Source organism: Roseateles agri, assembly GCF_034043675.1.
Classification (GTDB): domain Bacteria; phylum Pseudomonadota; class Gammaproteobacteria; order Burkholderiales; family Burkholderiaceae_C; genus KK5.
In genome coordinates this window covers 814,911-830,299 of record NZ_JAXCLA010000002.1, presented here as the reverse complement: position 1 = coordinate 830,299, position 15,389 = coordinate 814,911, and the positions used below count along the sequence as shown (strand labels likewise).

Sequence of the window (15,389 nt, the reverse complement as noted above, 5' to 3'; positions counted from 1 at the left end):
CAGCATAGCCGCCATGCCGGGAAGAGCGTGCCAATAGGACCTAGACCTAGGCGTGCCTGAATGTCGGTGGCTTAACTTATCCTTATCACTTGTTCACATACGACAAGGTTTCTTCGACCATGTTTCGCTTTCGCCTGATCTGCATCCTGTTTGCTGCCGTCGTGTCTGCCTGCGGTGGCGGTGGTGGCGGAACGTCGACCGATCCGGGCACTGGCGGTGGCCCTGGTCCGGGTCCGACCAGTACCGGGCTGGTTCCTGCGGCTCCGGCACCTGGTGCGACGCTCTACGCGAATGCGGCTGACCTGCGCCCTTTGGTCGACGGTGCCCGCTGGCAGTACCGTGGCGTGCGGATGGCAACTGACGGTAGCGTGCAGACTCGCTACATCGCGTCTGTCACTCACAAGTCCGTGGGCGGCAATATGCAGGAGACGGAAAGCCAGGTCTTCCTGGATAGCGGTGACAGTACGACGATCGCGCTGAGCGGCGGCAGCGTCATCGCCCAGGTCAAAGATCCGCTGGGCGTAGGAAGCAGCGAAGTCGTCTCTATGACGGAACTGCGTTCCCCCGTGCGGGTTAACGACCAGTACACGGTCTACGAGCGCAGCGACTTGCCGACGAACACAGATGTCGATGGTGACGGCAAGGCAGATGTGGCCGATGTGGCCATCTACTCGCGCGTGATCGGCAACGAGGACGTCAATCTGCCGGAGTTGGCCCGCACAGTAACCGCGGTGAAGGTCGAGATGACGGCGCTTGTGCGCATCAAGAAGTCGTCGAATGGCACATCGCTGCCGGTCAGTATGCTGGTGCAGACACAGTGGTACGTCGCCGGTGTCGGCGTCGTGCGACGCAGCCTTAGCGAGGTTTCGACGACCGGCAGCACCGGGGCGCTGGGCTACGACGAGCTGCTGTTCAGCTGGGACGGCGTCACCCAGGGGCTCGGTGCCCTTGGGCCGACGGCGGCCGCACTGCCGAATTCCTCGAGCTTCATTTTGCTGCCCGACTCACTGGCCGCGACGACACTGGGTGACCGCGCGTTGGTGCTCACCCGCAGTCTGCAGCCGACCGACCCGGGCGCGTGGACCTTTGGTGTCTTCGACAATCGCGGCGTCCTCCAGTCGTACAACCAGGTGGCTAGTCTTGGCGACGCTGGAGACACGTTCGGCGCTCCGAAACTGTTCAGCATCGATGCAAGCACCGCGCTATTGGTGATGCCGGTAGGTACTGGCACGTTGCGCTTGCAGCGTGTAGATGCAAGCGGCGCGCTGCAGGGCAGCGCCAGCACGGTGAGCGTGCCGACCTTCAATATCAACCAGCCCGTGGCCTGGGACGGCCAAGCGCTATGGGTCGCTTGGCTCCGTACGGGTAGCCAAGTCGCCGACTCCAACAAGCTGATGCTGCAGCCGTTCGGCCTGGACGGGCAACCGCTTGCCTCGGCACAACTGCTGGATGCGCCGAGCCTCGGCGGCCAAATCAGCGGTATCGGCATGAGCGCGGTATCCGGCCGTCTGTTGATCAGCTGGACTCATGCCGAAGGGAGCACGACCAGCTACCGTTACGCGTTGGTTCAGGGCAGCACTGGCGCGGCCGATGTACGAACACTCGGTGCCGTACCGCGCTTCTCTAGCCTGCAGCAAGCTGTCGTACCGGTGCTGGGCACCGGCATCGCGGCCTTGCAATGGAATGGCCCCCTTTTCAGCTTTACCGGGAGCGGTCCGTTGCCGGACGTGCTGCCGCGTGGTGTGACTTTGGACGCGAACTGGAATCCATTGCGCAGCACTGCAGACAACCTTGACGACGAACTGCTGCCGGCTTCGTGGAGCGGTGACAGCACACCATTCCTCGCGTCGCCGTTCATCGTGCGCGCGCTTGGCGATCGGCTGGTGCTGAGCAGCTTCGCTTACCAGCGTGAGGCTCCGCAGCTGAACGGTCCGAGCGATTTCATCCTCACCGCCTTCGTGCAGCCCGGTTCGCGACCTCTGGCGACGGCGGCAGCCTCGGCCACAGCCTTGGCATCCGTAAGCGGCACCCTAACGAATATCGATCAGTTCGGCCTGCCAGCGTTTGTCCTGCTATGGGACGACCGGGCTCTAGTCATTGGCAACAACTCTGGCCGAACCATGACCAGCATGTTCTGGTTGCGATGAGTTAGGCAGCGCGCACCAGTTGGTCCCGCTGCGCCATCTCGCGGAAGCGCCAGGCCCAGGTGCCCGCCACGACGATGGTGCCGATGCCGCCCAGCACCACCGAGCCCACCGGCCCGAACAGCGCCGCCGTGGCACCCGATTCGAACTCGCCCAGCTGGTTGCTGGCGCCGATGAAGATGGACGTGACGGCGCTGACGCGGCCGCGCATCGCGTCCGGCGTCTCCAGCTGCACCAGGGTCTGGCGGATCACCACGCTGACCGTGTCCGCCGCGCCCGACACCGCCAGCGCGACCAGAGAGATCCAGAAGCTGCTGGACAGGCCGAACACGATCGTCGCCACGCCGAACAGCGCCACCGCGCCCAGCAGCTTGCGGCCGGCGTGGCGGCGCAGCGGCCGCCGCGTCAGCGCCACCGACATCGCCAGCGCGCCCACCGCTGGCGCGCCGCGCAAGAGGCCCAGGCCCCAGGGGCCTGTGTGCAGGATGTCCTTCGCGAAGATCGGCAGCAGCGCGGTGGCGCCGCCCAGCAGCACGGCGAACAGGTCCAGCGACACCGCGCCCAGGATCATCTTGCGCTGCCAGACGAAGGCCACGCCGGCGAAGATCGTCTTCAGCGAGACCGGCTCGGCCGTCCGCGCCACCCGCTCGTAGCGCACGCGTAGCATCAGCGCCGCAGCCGCGCCGAAGATCAGCGCGCAGACCAGGTATACGGCCGTGGCACCGGCCACGTAGAGCAGGCCGCCCAGCGCCGGCCCGGCGATCGTCACCACCTGGCTGCCCGCGGTCGCGAAGGCCATGCCCTGCGGAATCAGCGCCGGCGGCAGCAGCATCGGCGTCAGCGCCTGGGCGGCCGGCTGCTGGAACGCGCGCGCCATGCCCAGCAGCACCGACACCGCCAGCAGCAGCTCGCGCGAGGCCCAGTGCTCGACGATGGCGGACACCAGCAGCGCGGCGGCTATGGTCTGCAGCAGCAGGCACAGGCCGACGATGCGGCCGCGGTGGAACACGTCGGCCACGTGGCCGGCCACCAGCGTCAGCAGCAGCGCCGGCGCGAACTGGAACAGGCCGACGAGGCCCAGGTCCCAGGCGCTGGAAGTCAGGTCGTACATCTGCCAGCCGATGGCCACCATCAGCATCTGGCTGCCCAGCGTCCAGCCCGTCCGGGCACACCAGAAACGGATGTATTCGCGTTGTCGGAGGAGGTCTTGGAACGAAGGACTGCTGGACATGGAAATCGACGGACGGAAGTGCGCAAGTGTCGCCGCATGTGTCACCGCATGTCGGTGGCGTCACGCATAACCGCTAAAGTCAGCGCATGCCAGCCACGCCCGACGCCAGCGAAGAGCTCCGCCGCCGACTGCTCGCCGAAACCGGGGGCGAGGCCTTTTTCGATGCCGCCGGACGTGGCCGTTATGCCACCGATGCCTCGGCCTACCAGCTGATGCCGCTGGGCGTCTTCGTGCCGCGCAATGAGGACGACGTGGCCGCGGCGATCGCCATCTGCCGCGATCTGAAGGTGCCCATCGCCCCGCGCGGCGCCGGCACCAGCGAGGCCGGCCAAGCGCTGGCCGCGGCGCTGGTGATCGACGGCAGCAAGCATCTGAACCAGATCCTCGCGCTGGACGCTGCAGCTCGCACGGTGACCGTGCAGCCCGGCGTGTTGCTCGACACCCTCAACGCCCATTTACGGCCCCACGGCCTGTGGCTGCCGGTGGACATCGACTCGTCCGCGCAGGCCACGCTGGGCGGCATGGCCGGCAACGACGCCGGCGGCGCGCGCACGATCGGCTACGGCTCGATGGTCCACCAGGTGCTGTCCGCCAGCGCCTGGTTGTCCAGCGGCGAGCTGGTGGACTTCGGCCCGGTGCCTAGTCTTGCTGAGGGCAGTCGTGGCGCGGAGATCGTTGCCCGCCTGCGCGCGCTGGTCCAGGCCCACGAGGCCGACATCGCCGCCCACTGGCCGAAGCTGCCGCGCCGCGGCGGCTACAACCTGGACCTGTTTGACTGCCGCAACCCGCGGCCCTATTCGCCCGATCGCCAGCCCAACCTCGCCCACCTGCTGGTCGGCTCCGAGGGCACCTTGGCCTTCCTGCGCACGCTGACCCTGCGCGTGCAGCCGCTGCCGGCGGCGCGGGTGCTGGGCCTCATCGCGTTCAAGACCCTGGCCGGCGCGCTGGAGATGGTGCAGCCCATCGCCGCCAACTTCGCGCCGACGGCGATCGAGCTACTGGACCGCTCGATGGTGGAGGAGCCCACGGCGCTGCACACGCTACTGGTCGAGCTCAGCGGCGAGGACCGGGTGGCGCTGAAGTCGCAACTGGCCGAGCTGGAGGTGCTGCTCGGCGAGATGAACCACCACAAGTGCCTGACGCCGGTGATCGACGACGCGGCCAAGGCGGCCGTATGGGCGCGCCGCCGCGGGGCACTGCGCACCTTGGAACGCACCCAGGGCACGGCCCGCCCGACCGCCTTCATCGACGACTGCTCGGTGCCACTGTCGGCGCTGCCCGCCTATGCGGAGGCGCTCGGCAAGGTGCTGGAGCGGCACGGGCTGGGCAAGCCGGCCTGGCACGGCCATGTGTCGCTGGGCATGCTGCGCGTGCGGCCGCTGCTGGACATGCGCAAGCCCGGCTCCAAGGGCGGCGCCGCGCTGATGCGCAAGCTGGCCGAGGAGGTCTCGGCGCTGGTGCGCAAGTTCGGCGGCTCGTTCAGCGGCGAGGGTGGCGACGGCCTGGCGCGCAACGAGTGGATCGAATGGCAGTTCGGCCCGCGGCTGAAGGACGCGTTCCGCGCGGTCAAGAACGAGCTTGACCCGCTGTTCCTGTTCAACCCCGGCAAGATCGTCCTGCCGTCCAAGATGGACGACCCGGCGCTGCTGCGCTACCCGCCGCGCGGCGCGCCGCGGGCCTACAAGGTGATCGAGCTGAAGCCGGCGCTGGACTGGTCGGCCTGGGAGCAGGGGCCCGAGTCCACGGGGACAGGTCTTGCCAGCGCGATCGAAGCCTGCGACGGCAACGGCACCTGCAGCAGCGTGGCCGAGGCGCGCTGCCCCAGCTACCGCCTTACGCTGAACGAGCAGCACGGCGTGCGCGGCCGGGCCAACACGCTGCGGCTGGCGCAGTCGGGCCAGCTCGATGGCGGCCTGGCCGGCGCGGCCGTGCACGAGGCGCTGGACCTGTGCGTCGGCTGCCGCGCCTGCCGCAGCGAATGCCCCAACGGCGTGGACGTCGCACGGCTGAAGACCGAGGCGCTCGCCCAGCGCGCCGCCGCGCAGGCCCAGCCCTCGCGGCGCGATGCGCTGTTCGCCGCGCTGCCCGAGGCCGTGCACTCCGGCCTGCGCGGCTGGCTCGCCCGGCTGCGGGAACGCTCGCCGCTGCTGGCCCGCCTGGGCGAGAAGCACCTTGGATTGACGGCGCGCCGCCCGCTACCGAACTGGCGCAAGGACAGCTTCTGGCACAGCGCGGCCGGCCCCTTCGACAGCCTGGAGGCGACGCTCGCCGCCGCGCCGATGGCGGCCGTGCTCTTCGTCGACACCTTCAACGGCAGCTTCGAGACCGAGAACGCGCTGGCCGCCGCACGCGTGCTGAAGGCGGCCGGCTACACCTTGCACGTCGCGCGCAAGGATGGTGGCCACCATTGCTGCGGCCGCACGGCCCTGGCCGTGGGCCAGGTGGCGCAGGCGCGCGAACGGCTCACGGCGTTGCTGGCCGCGCTGCAGCCGGCGGCGCAGGCGGGCGTGGCCATCGTCGGTCTGGAGCCGGCCTGCCTGCTGACCCTGCGCGAGGAGGCGCCGGCGCTGGGCCTCGGCGAACCGGCTTCAGCCGTCGCCGCCCAGGCCTTGCTGTTCGAGGAATTCGTCGCCCGCGAGGCGCGCGAGGGCCGCTTCCGGCTGGCGCTGCGCCCCGCCGGCGCGCCGCTGCTGCTGCACGGCCACTGCCACACCAAGGCGGCCGGCGCGCTACCGCCGGTGCTGGACGTGCTGCGCCTGATCCCCGATGCCGCGCCCGAGCTGGTCGACACCGCCTGCTGCGGCATGGCCGGCGGCTTCGGGCACGAGGCCGAGCACTACGAAACCTCGATGCGCATGGCCGAGGACCGCCTGCTGCCGGCGCTGCGCGCACGGCCCGAGGCCATCGTCGTGGCCGACGGCAGCAGCTGCCGCCAGCAGATCGTCCATGGTGCGCAGCGCGAGGCGCTGCACGTGGCGCGGCTGCTGGAACGGCTTATCGCGGCTTGATCGGCCCCGGCTGCCGGTCGACCCGGTCGAGCGTCTCGTCCAGGCAAGCCCAGGCCGGCGCGCTGGCGCTCCAGATGTTCGCGGCGGGCTTCACCGACGAGGGATCGTCCAGCGTGCCCACGCGCACGACCGTGAGCCCCGGCCGGCCGGTCGAGTCGGCGAACAGGTGGCTGCCGCAGCGCGGGCAGAAGCGGCGGCTGACCTGGTTGCCGCTTTCCGCCGTGCTCGTGTAGCTGGCCGGCGTGCCGGTGATCTCGATCGCCTCGCTGGGGAAGATCACGTTGACGGTGCCGTTCGAGGACAGGTGTTGGCAGTCGCGGCACCAGCAGATCCGCGAGATCACCGGCTCCGCGTTCAGCGTGTAGCGCACCTGGCCGCAGAGGCAGCCGCCTGTTCGGGTCGTGTTCATCCGGCGGAATTTACCCGGCCTTGCGGAAGGTCAGGTTGATCCGCTGCCGGCCCAGCAGCGGATGCGTGCCCTCGGCCAGCGGCAGCACGCCGTGGAAGCGCAGCCGCGCCGGGCCGCCCCAGACGACGACGTCGCCATGCACCAGCGGCACGCGCGCCGGCCGGTCGCTGCGCTTGAGGCCACCGAACTGGAACACGGCCGGCAGGCCCAGCGAGACGCTGACGATGGGCTGGCCGTAGTCCTGCTCGTCGCGGTCCTGATGCAGGCTCAGCTTGGTGCCTGGCTCGTAGCGGTTGACGAGGCAGGCGTCGGGCGCGAAACCGGTATAACCGGCAGCTTCAGCGGCGTCGTGCGCCAGCGCGGCGAAGGTTCCGGGCAGGGCGGGCCAGTGTTCGCCGCTGAGCGGGTCGGTGGCTTGATAGCGATAGCCGCGCGCATCCGACACCCAGCCGAGGCCGCCGCAGTTGGTCATCGCGACGTTCATCGTCAGCCCGCCCGGCGTCACCATGCGGCGCAGCGGTGCCTGGGCCTGGACGGCCGCCACATCGTCCAGCAGGGCGGGCGCCGCATCGAGCGCGAAGCCGCGCAGCAGCCGCGCGCCCGGGGCCAGGTCTTGCGTACCGGCCTCGTCGCCGAACAGATCCAGGTTCATCATCGTCATCTCAAGCCGCGTCGTGGAAGATCACGCCCAGCGTGTGCCGCCGGCCCGAGCGCAGGCGGCTGACGCCATGCCGCATCGCCACCCGGTAGACGCCGCGCGAACCGGTCACCGGTCGATGATTGACCGCGAACACCACCGCGTCGCCCTGGCGCAGCGGCACGACCTCGGCACGCGATTGCATGTGCGGGCGCTGCTCTGTCAGCACGAACTCTCCCCCCTCGAAATCGCGGCCCGGCTCGCTCAGCAGCACGGCGATCTGCAGCGGGAAGACGTGCTCGCCGTAGAGGTCCTGGTGCAGGCAGTTGTAGTCGCCCGCGTCGTACTGCAGCAGCAGCGGCGTCGGGCGGGTCTGGCCGGCGGCATGGCAACGCTGCAGGAATTCGCCGTGCGTGGCGGGAAAGCGCGGCTCCAAGCCCATCGCCTGGTGCCAGCGGTTGGCGATCGGCGCGAGCACGGGATAGAAGCGCTCGCGCAGACCGGCCACCGGATCGGGCAGCGGATAGGCGAAGTAGCGGTACTCGCCGCGGCCGAAGCCGTGGCGCTGCATGAGGACGCGGCTGCGGAAACCTTCCTCGCGGGCATAGAGCGCGGCGATGGCGGTGCAGTCGCCAGCATCGAGCAGGCCCGGCAGCAACGCGCAGCCCTGTTCGTTCAGCTCAGCTTCAAGACGGTCGGACAGGTTCACGCCTGCGCCTCCCGCTCGATCAGCGTCTTCTTGCGCTCGACGCCCCAGCGGTATCCGGACAGCGCACCGTCCTGCCGCACGACGCGGTGGCAGGGGATCGCGACGGCCAGCGTGTTCGCCGCGCAGGCCTGCGCCACCGCGCGTACCGAGCGCGGCGCGCCGATGCGTTCGGCCACCTCGGCATAGCTGGCGGTCTGCCCCGCCGGGATCTCGCGCAGCGCCTGCCAAACGCGCTGCTGGAAGGCGGTGCCGCGCACGTCCAGCGGCAGGTCCAGGCCGATGCCTGGCGCTTCGACCAGGCCGACGATCAGCGCCACCTCGCGTTCGAAGGTGGCGTCGCCGCCGATCAGCCGCGCCTTCGGGAAACGGTCCTGCAGTTCCCGCAGCAGCGCCTCCGCATCGTCGCCCAGCGAGATGGCGCAGATGCCGCGCGGGCTGCGCGCCACCAGGATGGCGCCCAGCGAGCATTGGCCGATGGCGAAGCGGATCTCGGTATCGGCACCGCCGGCGCGGTACTGGCTGGGCGTCATGCCCAGCAGGGCATCGGCGCTTTCGTAGAAGCGGCTGCTGGCGTTGTAGCCGGCGTCGAAGATCGCCTCGGTGATGGTCGATGCGTTGCCGAGCTGCGTGCGCATCCGCTCGGCGCGGCGGGCGGATGCGTAGTCGCGCGGCGTCAGGCCCGTCGTCGCCTTGAAGATGCGGTGCAGGTGATGCGGGCTGAGGCCCGCCTCGGCGGCCAGGGTGTCGAGATCCGGCGCCTGCTCTGAGCTGTCGATCAGCCGGCAGAGGCTGTCGACCAACTGCTGGTGGCGTTGCGCCAGCGGCGGCTGGTCGGGCTTGCAGCGCTGGCAGGGGCGAAAACCCGCCGCCTCGGCCTCGGCCGTCGTGCCGTGGAAGGCGACGTTCTCCGGCCGCGCCGGCCGTGCGCCGCAGGAGGGGCGGCAGTAGACGCCGGTCGTCTTCACCGAGTAGAAGAAGCGGCCGTCGGCGCTGGCATCGCGCGCCTGCACGGCGGCCCAGCGCGGATCGGCAACGGTGGCGGCGGCCAGCAGTTCTTTCTTGTCCATCTTCATCGCAGTCCTTTCGGGAATGGTGCGTCAAAACGCGATGAAGGGAATTTATTCAACGGGGTCCGGTGCCGCACTCCGGCGCTTGCGATTGAATTCGGCGTTCAGATCTTGGCCAGGTACTGGTGGACCATCGCCACGGCCTGCGCGCCCTCGCCGATCGCGCCGCCGACGCGCTTGACCGAGCCCGCCCGCACGTCGCCAACGGCGAACACGCCCGGCACGCTGGCCTCCAGCGCGGCGGGGCGGTGCGTCAGCGTGGTCACATCGGCGCCGGTCATCACGAAGCCGTTGCGGTCCAGCATGACGCCGCAGCCTTGCAGCCAGGCGGTTTCCGGGTCGGCGCCGACGAAGAGGAACAGGTGGCGGATGTCGCGCGTCTCCTCGAAGGCCTCGCCGCCGCTGCGCGAGCGCCAGGCGAGGGCGCTGAGACCCATGCGTGGGTCGCCGTCGAGCCTTGTCAGCGCCGTACGGGTGCGCAGCTCGATATTGGGCTGCGCGGCGATGCGGTCGATCAGGTACTGCGACATGCTGGCGGCCAGGCTCGGCCCGCGCACCAGCATGTGGACGTGAGCCGCGTGCTGGGCGAGGAACACGGCGGCCTGGCCGGCCGAGTTGCCGCCGCCGACCAGCACGACCTCGCAGTCGCTGCAGAGCTGGGCCTCGATCGCCGAGGCCCAGTAGACGATGCCGCGGCCTTCGAACTCGCTCAGGCGCGGCACGTCCGGCCGGCGGTAGCGTGCGCCGCTGGCGATGATGACGCTGCGGCTGCGCAGGCGCCGGCCGTCCTTGAGCCGCACCTGCAGCTCGCGGCCGGCCTGGCTGCAGTCCAGCGATGCGGCTTCGGCCGGGATCATCACCTCGGCGCCGAATTTCTGCGCCTGCACATAGGCGCGGCCGGCCAGCGCCATGCCGGAGATGCCGGTCGGAAAGCCCAGGTAGTTCTCGATGCGGGCGCTGGCGCCGGCCTGGCCGCCGAAGTGGCGGCAGTCCAGTACGGCCACCTTCAGCCCTTCGGATGCGGCATAGACCGCGGCCGCGAGGCCCGCCGGGCCGGCACCGACGATCAGCAGGTCGAACAGCTCGTCGCGCTCGCCCACGTCGACCATGCCAATGCAGCGGGCCAGCACGTCTTCGGTGGGGTTCAGCAGCACCGCTCCGTCGTTGCAGACGACCAGCGGCTCGCAGGGCGCGGCGCCGTGCTGGGCGAGCAGATCGGCGGCCTCGGGGTCGTCCGCGGCGTTGATGACGTGGTGCGGGTGGCCGTTGCGGCGCAGGAACTGCTGCAGGCGCAGCAGGTCGGGCGCGTCGGGCTCGCCGATCAGCACCGGTCCGGCGGTGCCGGACTCGATCAGCGCCACGCGGCGCAGGATCAGCGCGCGGGTGATGCGCTCACCCAGGTCCGCCTCGGCAATGATTAGCGCCCGCAGCTGCTCCGGCGGGATCAGCAGCGCCTCGACGTTCTCCAGCGCGTGGCCGTCCACCAGCGCCGGCCGGCCCGAGAGCTGGCCCACCTCGGCCATGAACTGGCCGGGCCCGTGGGTGACGACGGGCACCACGTGGCCCATGCCGTCGCGCTGCGTGATCGCGACCGAGCCGGACAGGATCACGTACATGCCCGCGCCGCGCTCGCCGGCGGCGAACAGCCGTGCGCCCTTGGGGAAGCCCACCGGGCTCGCGAAGCGCTGCAGCCGGGCGATGTCCCCCGCGCTCAGGAGCGGGAACATCTGGTGGCTGCGGCTGGCGACGATGTCGTCGGGCATTAGGGGCTCCGGGTGTGGGGTTTGCGGTCAGGCGATTGTTGCCCGATCCGCGCTGCCGTGCGCATCCAGTGCGCGCAGGCTTGCCAAGGTCGCGCGGCAGGCGTTCGCCACCTCGACGCCCTTCTTGACGAAGTGCGCGTGGAAGAACGCGTGATGCTCCTCGTGCTCATGGAAATCGCGCGGCGTCAGCACGGCGGAGAACACCGGCACGCCGGTGTCCAGCTGCACGCGCATCAGGCCGTCGATGACGGCGCTGGAGACGAACTCGTGCCGGTAGATGCCGCCGTTGACGACCAGGCCGCAGGCGATCACCGCCGCGTAGCGGCCGCTTTGCGCCAGGCGCTGCGCATGCAGGGGGATCTCGAACACGCCGGGTACCTCGAAGCGCTGGGTGGGCAGTTCGTGCCGATGGAGTTCGGCCGCGGCGGCGTCGACCGCCTGGCCGACGATGTCGCGGTGCCAGGTGGCCGAGACGATGGCGATAGGAAGGGGAAGGGACTGATTCATGAGGTTTCTCCAGAAGGGAGGCATTGATGAATCAGGGCGCGCAAACGCAAGCGCGGCGTCCGCCTGCGCTTTGCGCGCATGCGGCAGCCGAGACCACGCGTTTCTCTTTCATCCGGACTGTGACCGTCGGCCCTGGCATCGCACCAGGTCTGCTGACCCCTCGCCGGGACTGGGTCCGACAAGGGCGCTCGCGGGCTCATAACTGCTCTTTCGAGCGGCTACATACCGCCGGTGGGGAATTCCGCCCCGCCCTGAGAACGCTGCCCGCCATCGAGGGCGGGCGCGCGGATTCTATCGAGCCGCGCATTTGTTCGCATTTCCCTGTGGCGCCCCGGCAATCGCCCGCTGGCGTTGCCGGCGTTACGCTTCCTACACTCGATCGCATCGAGCTCTAACGCCCAATTCCATCGGAAGGTCCCCGCCGTGAATGCTGCTGCTGCCGAACGTTTCCTGGCCCAGAACGCCGCCCTGCCGACCATGCCCGAAGTGGCGACGAAGCTGATCCGCAGCTTCGACGACGACAACATCAGCCTGGGCGCGCTGGCCGCGCTGATCGGCAAGGATTCGACCCTGACGGCCAAGGTGCTGCGCCTGGCCAACTCGGCGCGCTACAGCCCTTCGCACAAGATCGAGCACCTGCCCGATGCCGCCGCCGCGCTGGGCATGGACACCCTGCGCAACCTGAGCCTGGCGGCCAGCCTGTGCAGCACCTTCCCGGTCGTCGCGGGCCTGGACCGCAGCCGCTTCTGGCGCCACAGCCTCGCCACGGCGACCTACGCGAACATGATCAGCCGCCAGCTGCAGCTCGACGCCGACACCGCCTACCTTGCCGGCCTGATGCTGCGCACCGGCGAACTGCTGATGGCCATGCAGCAGCCGCAGGAGGTGGCCGAGGCGGAGACGCACACGGCCAGGCCGGGCAGCCGTTTCGAGGTGGAGCAGGCGCGCTTCGACTGCACCCATGCCGATGTGACCGCAGCGCTGGCAGCGCGCTGGCACTTCCCGGACACCTTGGTGGAGGCCTTCCGCCACGCCGGCGCGCCGCTGGCGGCCAAGCCGTTCAATCGCATGGGCGCGGTGCTGCACCTGGCGGAGGTGCTGGCCGATGCGGTCGAGCATCACGAAGGCCCAACCGAGGCCTTGAAGCTGGTGGAGCCGGAGCTGGTCGAGCATCTGCATCTGGACCTGGCCTGGCTCGAGGAGAAGATCGTCGCGGCGGGCGACGTGGGCTGCGAGGTCGAAGCGCTGCTGCATTGAGACCGCAGCGCCGATGAAAACGCCACCCGAGGGTGGCGTTTTTCTTTGCGGATGCCCTTGCGCTCAGCCGGCCTTGATCCGCTGGGCCAGGTGCGCCAGCGCTTCCTCGACCTGGTCGACCAGCACCAGGCACAGGTCGCCCGGCTGCAGGCGATCCAGCGCGGTGTCGATGGCGATGAACTCGCCGTGGATCTCGTCGATCTTCTGGGTGCGCGTGGCGCCCTGCAGGCCGGTGCGCAGCAGGGCCATCACTTCACCCTCCTGGCGGCCGCGCTGGCAGGCGTCTTCGTACAGGATCACGTCGTCGAAGGCCTTGCCGAGGATCTGCGTCTGCACGCGGATGTCCTCGTCGCGGCGGTCGCCGGCGCCGCTGATGACGACGCTGCGGCGCTTGGCCGGCAGCGCCTCGACGGCGGAGACCAGCGCGTTCATCGCATCGCCGTTGTGGCCGTAGTCGGCGATCACGGTGGCGCCGCGGAAGTCCATCACGTTGAAGCGGCCGGGCGCGTTGTCGGCGTCGTTGGCGAAGCTGGCGACGCCGCGGCGGATCGTGTCCCAGTCGATGCCCACGCCCCAGGCGGCGGCCACCGAGGCCATGGCGTTCTCGACCTGGAAGCCGATGGCGCCGTTGCGGGTGATCGGGATGTCGCGCAGCGGGATCTGCTCGCGCCATGAGCCCTGCGCGGCGACCAGCATCTCGCCGTCCACATAGACGCAGCGCTTGCCCTGGGCGCGGTGCGTGGCCATCAGTGCGTGGTGGCGGTCGCGGGCGAAGAAGATGATCTGGCCGGGGCAGGTGGAGGCCATGTTGGCGACGACCGGGTCGGCGGCGTTCAGCACCGCGTAGCCGGTGGGCGCCACGTTCTGCACGATCACCCGCTTGACCAGCGCGAGTTCCTCGACCGTGTTGAGGAAGTTCATGCCCAGGTGGTCGCCGGCGCCGAGGTTGGTGACCACGGCGACCTGGCAGCGGTCGAAGCCCAGGCCCTCGCGCAGCACGCCGCCGCGGGCGGTCTCGAACACGGCGGCTTCCACGTCCGGGTGCATCAGCACGTTGCGGGCGCTCTTGGGGCCGGAGCAGTCGCCGCTGTCGGTCTGGCGGCCGTCGATGTAGACGCCGTCGGTGTTGGTCATGCCGACCTTCAGGCCCATCGTCGCGAACATGTGGGCGATCAGGCGCGAGGTCGTCGTCTTGCCGTTGGTGCCGGTGACGGCGACGACCGGGATGCGGCCGTCCTCGCTCTTCTGGCCGCTGCCGTAGAGGTGCGAAATGATCGCCTCGCCGACGTTGCGGCCCTTGCCGTAGCTGGGGCTCAGGTGCATGCGCAGGCCCGGCGCGGCATTGACCTCGACGACGCCGCCGCTCTGCTCCTCCAGCGGACGCAGCACGCTCTCGGCCACCACGTCGACGCCGCAGACGTGCAGGCCGACGATCTGCGCCGCGGCGACCGCGCGGGCGGCGACCTCGGGGTGCACGTCGTCGGTCACGTCGGTGGCGGTGCCGCCGGTGGACAGGTTGGCGTTGTTGCGCAGGATCACGCGGTGACCCTTCTCGGGCACGGATTCGGGGGTCAGGTCTTGCAGCGCCAGTCGCGCGACGGCGATGTCGTCGAAGCGGATCTTGGTGAGGCTGGTGGCGTGACCGTCGCCGCGGCGCGGGTCGCTGTTGACCTTGTCGACCAGCTGCTTCACGGTGAGCACGCCATCGCCGATCACGTGCGGCGGATCGCGGCGGGCGGCGGCGACCAGCTTGTCGCCGACGACCAGCAGCCGGAAGTCGCTGCCAGGCAGGAACTTCTCGACCATCACCTGGCCGATCTCGTCCGCGGCCTTGTAGGCGCTGTCCATGTGCTCGCGGGTGGCGACGTTGACGGTGACGCCCTTGCCCTGGTTGCCGTCCAGCGGCTTGACGACGACCGGCAGGCCGACTTCGAGCGCGGCTTCCCAGGCATCGTCCGGCGAGGTGCAGGGGCGGCCGATCGGCACCGGCACGCCGGCGGCCTGCAGCAGGCGCTTGGACAGGTCCTTGTCCTGGGCGATCGATTCGCTGACCGCGCTGGTCGCATCGACCTCGGCGGCCCAGATGCGGCGCTGCTTGGCACCCCAGCCGAACTGCACCAGGCTGCCCTGGGTGAGCCGGCGGAAGGGCACGCCGCGGGCGACGGCGGCGTCGACGATCGAACCGGTCGAGGGGCCGAGGCGCACGTCTTCATCCAGCTCGCGCAGCGCCTTCAGCGTGGCGTCGGCGTCGAAGGTCTTGTCGCTGTCGCCGCGGGCGGCTTCGATCAGCTGGATCGCGGCGTCGAAGGCCTGGCGGCCGACGTCTTCCTCGCTGTATTCGACAACCACCTGGAAGGTGCCGGCCTCGTTCGTGACGTGGGTCTGGCTGTAGGTGACCGGACAGCCGGCCTGGGCCTGCAGCGCCAGCGCCGCCTGCTCCAGCACGCGGGCGAGCGAGGCGTCGGCGCGCAGCGCGCCGATGGCCGGGAACAGCGCGCGCAGGCGCGGCTCGAAGCCGGGCAGGCGGGCCAGCGAGAGCTCGGCCTCGGCGCAATGGACCACGGCCTCGATCGCCGTGTGACGGCTCCACATGTTCGGGCCGCGCAGCGCGCGGGTGCGGGAGACTTCCATCGTTTCGGTCTTTCGTTTTCTGTGGA

At 70.0% G+C, this 15,389-nt stretch carries 11 protein-coding genes and 1 riboswitch; of the genes, 3 read left to right on the top strand and 8 right to left on the bottom strand.

Features of this window, described 5'->3' with window-relative positions; genetic code table 11:
- Positions 1-89 precede the first annotated feature (89 nt).
- The gene (locus SNE35_RS07890) at positions 90-2,147 is read left to right on the top strand and encodes a hypothetical protein (protein WP_320422312.1); all 2,058 of its coding nucleotides are present in this window, start codon (positions 90-92) and stop codon (positions 2,145-2,147) included.
- A 1-nt stretch (position 2,148) separates the two neighbouring features.
- On the opposite strand, the gene SNE35_RS07885 is transcribed toward SNE35_RS07890, so the two are convergent.
- Entirely contained in the window at positions 2,149-3,375 is a 1,227-nt protein-coding gene (locus SNE35_RS07885; RefSeq protein WP_320422311.1) for an MFS transporter, read from the bottom strand.
- Between the two features lie 86 nt (positions 3,376-3,461).
- Between SNE35_RS07885 and SNE35_RS07880 the strand changes: the two genes are divergently transcribed.
- Positions 3,462-6,383, top strand: coding sequence for an FAD-binding and (Fe-S)-binding domain-containing protein (locus tag SNE35_RS07880; protein WP_320422310.1), 2,922 nt, complete (start codon positions 3,462-3,464; stop codon positions 6,381-6,383).
- On the opposite strand, the gene SNE35_RS07875 is transcribed toward SNE35_RS07880, so the two are convergent.
- The 6 genes from SNE35_RS07875 to SNE35_RS07850 all read right to left on the bottom strand — a co-directional run bounded on the left by SNE35_RS07875 (position 6,370) and on the right by SNE35_RS07850 (position 11,499).
- Positions 6,370-6,792: a GFA family protein gene (locus tag SNE35_RS07875; protein WP_320422309.1), complete on the bottom strand. Its 423-nt coding sequence runs from the start codon at positions 6,790-6,792 to the stop codon at positions 6,370-6,372. The two genes, SNE35_RS07880 and SNE35_RS07875, sit on opposite strands and share 14 nt — an antisense overlap.
- A gap of 10 nt (positions 6,793-6,802) precedes the next feature.
- Positions 6,803-7,444, bottom strand: a complete 642-nt coding sequence (gene alkB, locus SNE35_RS07870) for a DNA oxidative demethylase AlkB (RefSeq protein ID WP_431312724.1) — start codon at positions 7,442-7,444, stop codon at positions 6,803-6,805.
- Between the two features lie 10 nt (positions 7,445-7,454).
- Positions 7,455-8,138, bottom strand: coding sequence for a 2OG-Fe(II) oxygenase (locus tag SNE35_RS07865; RefSeq protein ID WP_320422307.1), 684 nt, complete (start codon positions 8,136-8,138; stop codon positions 7,455-7,457).
- Positions 8,135-9,205 carry a bifunctional DNA-binding transcriptional regulator/O6-methylguanine-DNA methyltransferase Ada gene (gene ada / locus SNE35_RS07860; RefSeq protein WP_320422306.1) on the bottom strand — a complete coding sequence of 357 codons (1,071 nt, stop codon included), beginning with the start codon at positions 9,203-9,205 and terminating at the stop codon, positions 8,135-8,137. Before ada ends, SNE35_RS07865 begins: the two co-directional genes overlap by 4 nt.
- A 104-nt stretch (positions 9,206-9,309) precedes the next feature.
- Positions 9,310-10,968 carry an FAD-dependent oxidoreductase gene (locus tag SNE35_RS07855; protein ID WP_320422305.1) on the bottom strand — a complete coding sequence of 553 codons (1,659 nt, stop codon included), beginning with the start codon at positions 10,966-10,968 and terminating at the stop codon, positions 9,310-9,312.
- 27 nt (positions 10,969-10,995) lie between these two features.
- On the bottom strand, positions 10,996-11,499 hold the full coding sequence (locus SNE35_RS07850; RefSeq protein WP_431312718.1) for a 6,7-dimethyl-8-ribityllumazine synthase: 504 nt from the start codon (positions 11,497-11,499) through the stop codon (positions 10,996-10,998).
- A gap of 71 nt (positions 11,500-11,570) precedes the next feature.
- Positions 11,571-11,738, bottom strand: a riboswitch (FMN riboswitch).
- Positions 11,739-11,898: 160 nt separating this feature from the next.
- Here SNE35_RS07850 and SNE35_RS07845 point away from each other — a divergent pair.
- A complete protein-coding gene (locus SNE35_RS07845) occupies positions 11,899-12,732 on the top strand; it encodes an HDOD domain-containing protein (protein ID WP_320422303.1) in 834 nt (277 codons plus the stop codon).
- A 63-nt stretch (positions 12,733-12,795) separates the two neighbouring features.
- Here the strand turns inward: SNE35_RS07845 and cphA are convergent, their stop codons facing one another.
- Positions 12,796-15,363, bottom strand: coding sequence for a cyanophycin synthetase (gene cphA / locus SNE35_RS07840; protein WP_320422302.1), 2,568 nt, complete (start codon positions 15,361-15,363; stop codon positions 12,796-12,798).
- Between the last annotated feature and the right edge of the window lie 26 nt (positions 15,364-15,389).

What these genes read in the sequence shown, in the direction of transcription:
- SNE35_RS07885 (WP_320422311.1), bottom strand. Translation starts at nt 3,375, where the DNA reads ATGTCCAGCAGTCCTTCGTTCCAAGACCTCCTCCGACAACGCGAATAC.
- SNE35_RS07880 (WP_320422310.1), top strand. Translation starts at nt 3,462, where the DNA reads ATGCCAGCCACGCCCGACGCCAGCGAAGAGCTCCGCCGCCGACTGCTC.
- SNE35_RS07875 (WP_320422309.1), bottom strand. Translation starts at nt 6,792, where the DNA reads ATGAACACGACCCGAACAGGCGGCTGCCTCTGCGGCCAGGTGCGCTAC.
- alkB (WP_431312724.1), bottom strand. Translation starts at nt 7,444, where the DNA reads ATGAACCTGGATCTGTTCGGCGACGAGGCCGGTACGCAAGACCTGGCC.
- ada (WP_320422306.1), bottom strand. Translation starts at nt 9,205, where the DNA reads ATGGACAAGAAAGAACTGCTGGCCGCCGCCACCGTTGCCGATCCGCGC.
- SNE35_RS07855 (WP_320422305.1), bottom strand. Translation starts at nt 10,968, where the DNA reads ATGCCCGACGACATCGTCGCCAGCCGCAGCCACCAGATGTTCCCGCTC.
- SNE35_RS07850 (WP_431312718.1), bottom strand. Translation starts at nt 11,499, where the DNA reads ATGCCTCCCTTCTGGAGAAACCTCATGAATCAGTCCCTTCCCCTTCCT.
- cphA (WP_320422302.1), bottom strand. Translation starts at nt 15,363, where the DNA reads ATGGAAGTCTCCCGCACCCGCGCGCTGCGCGGCCCGAACATGTGGAGC.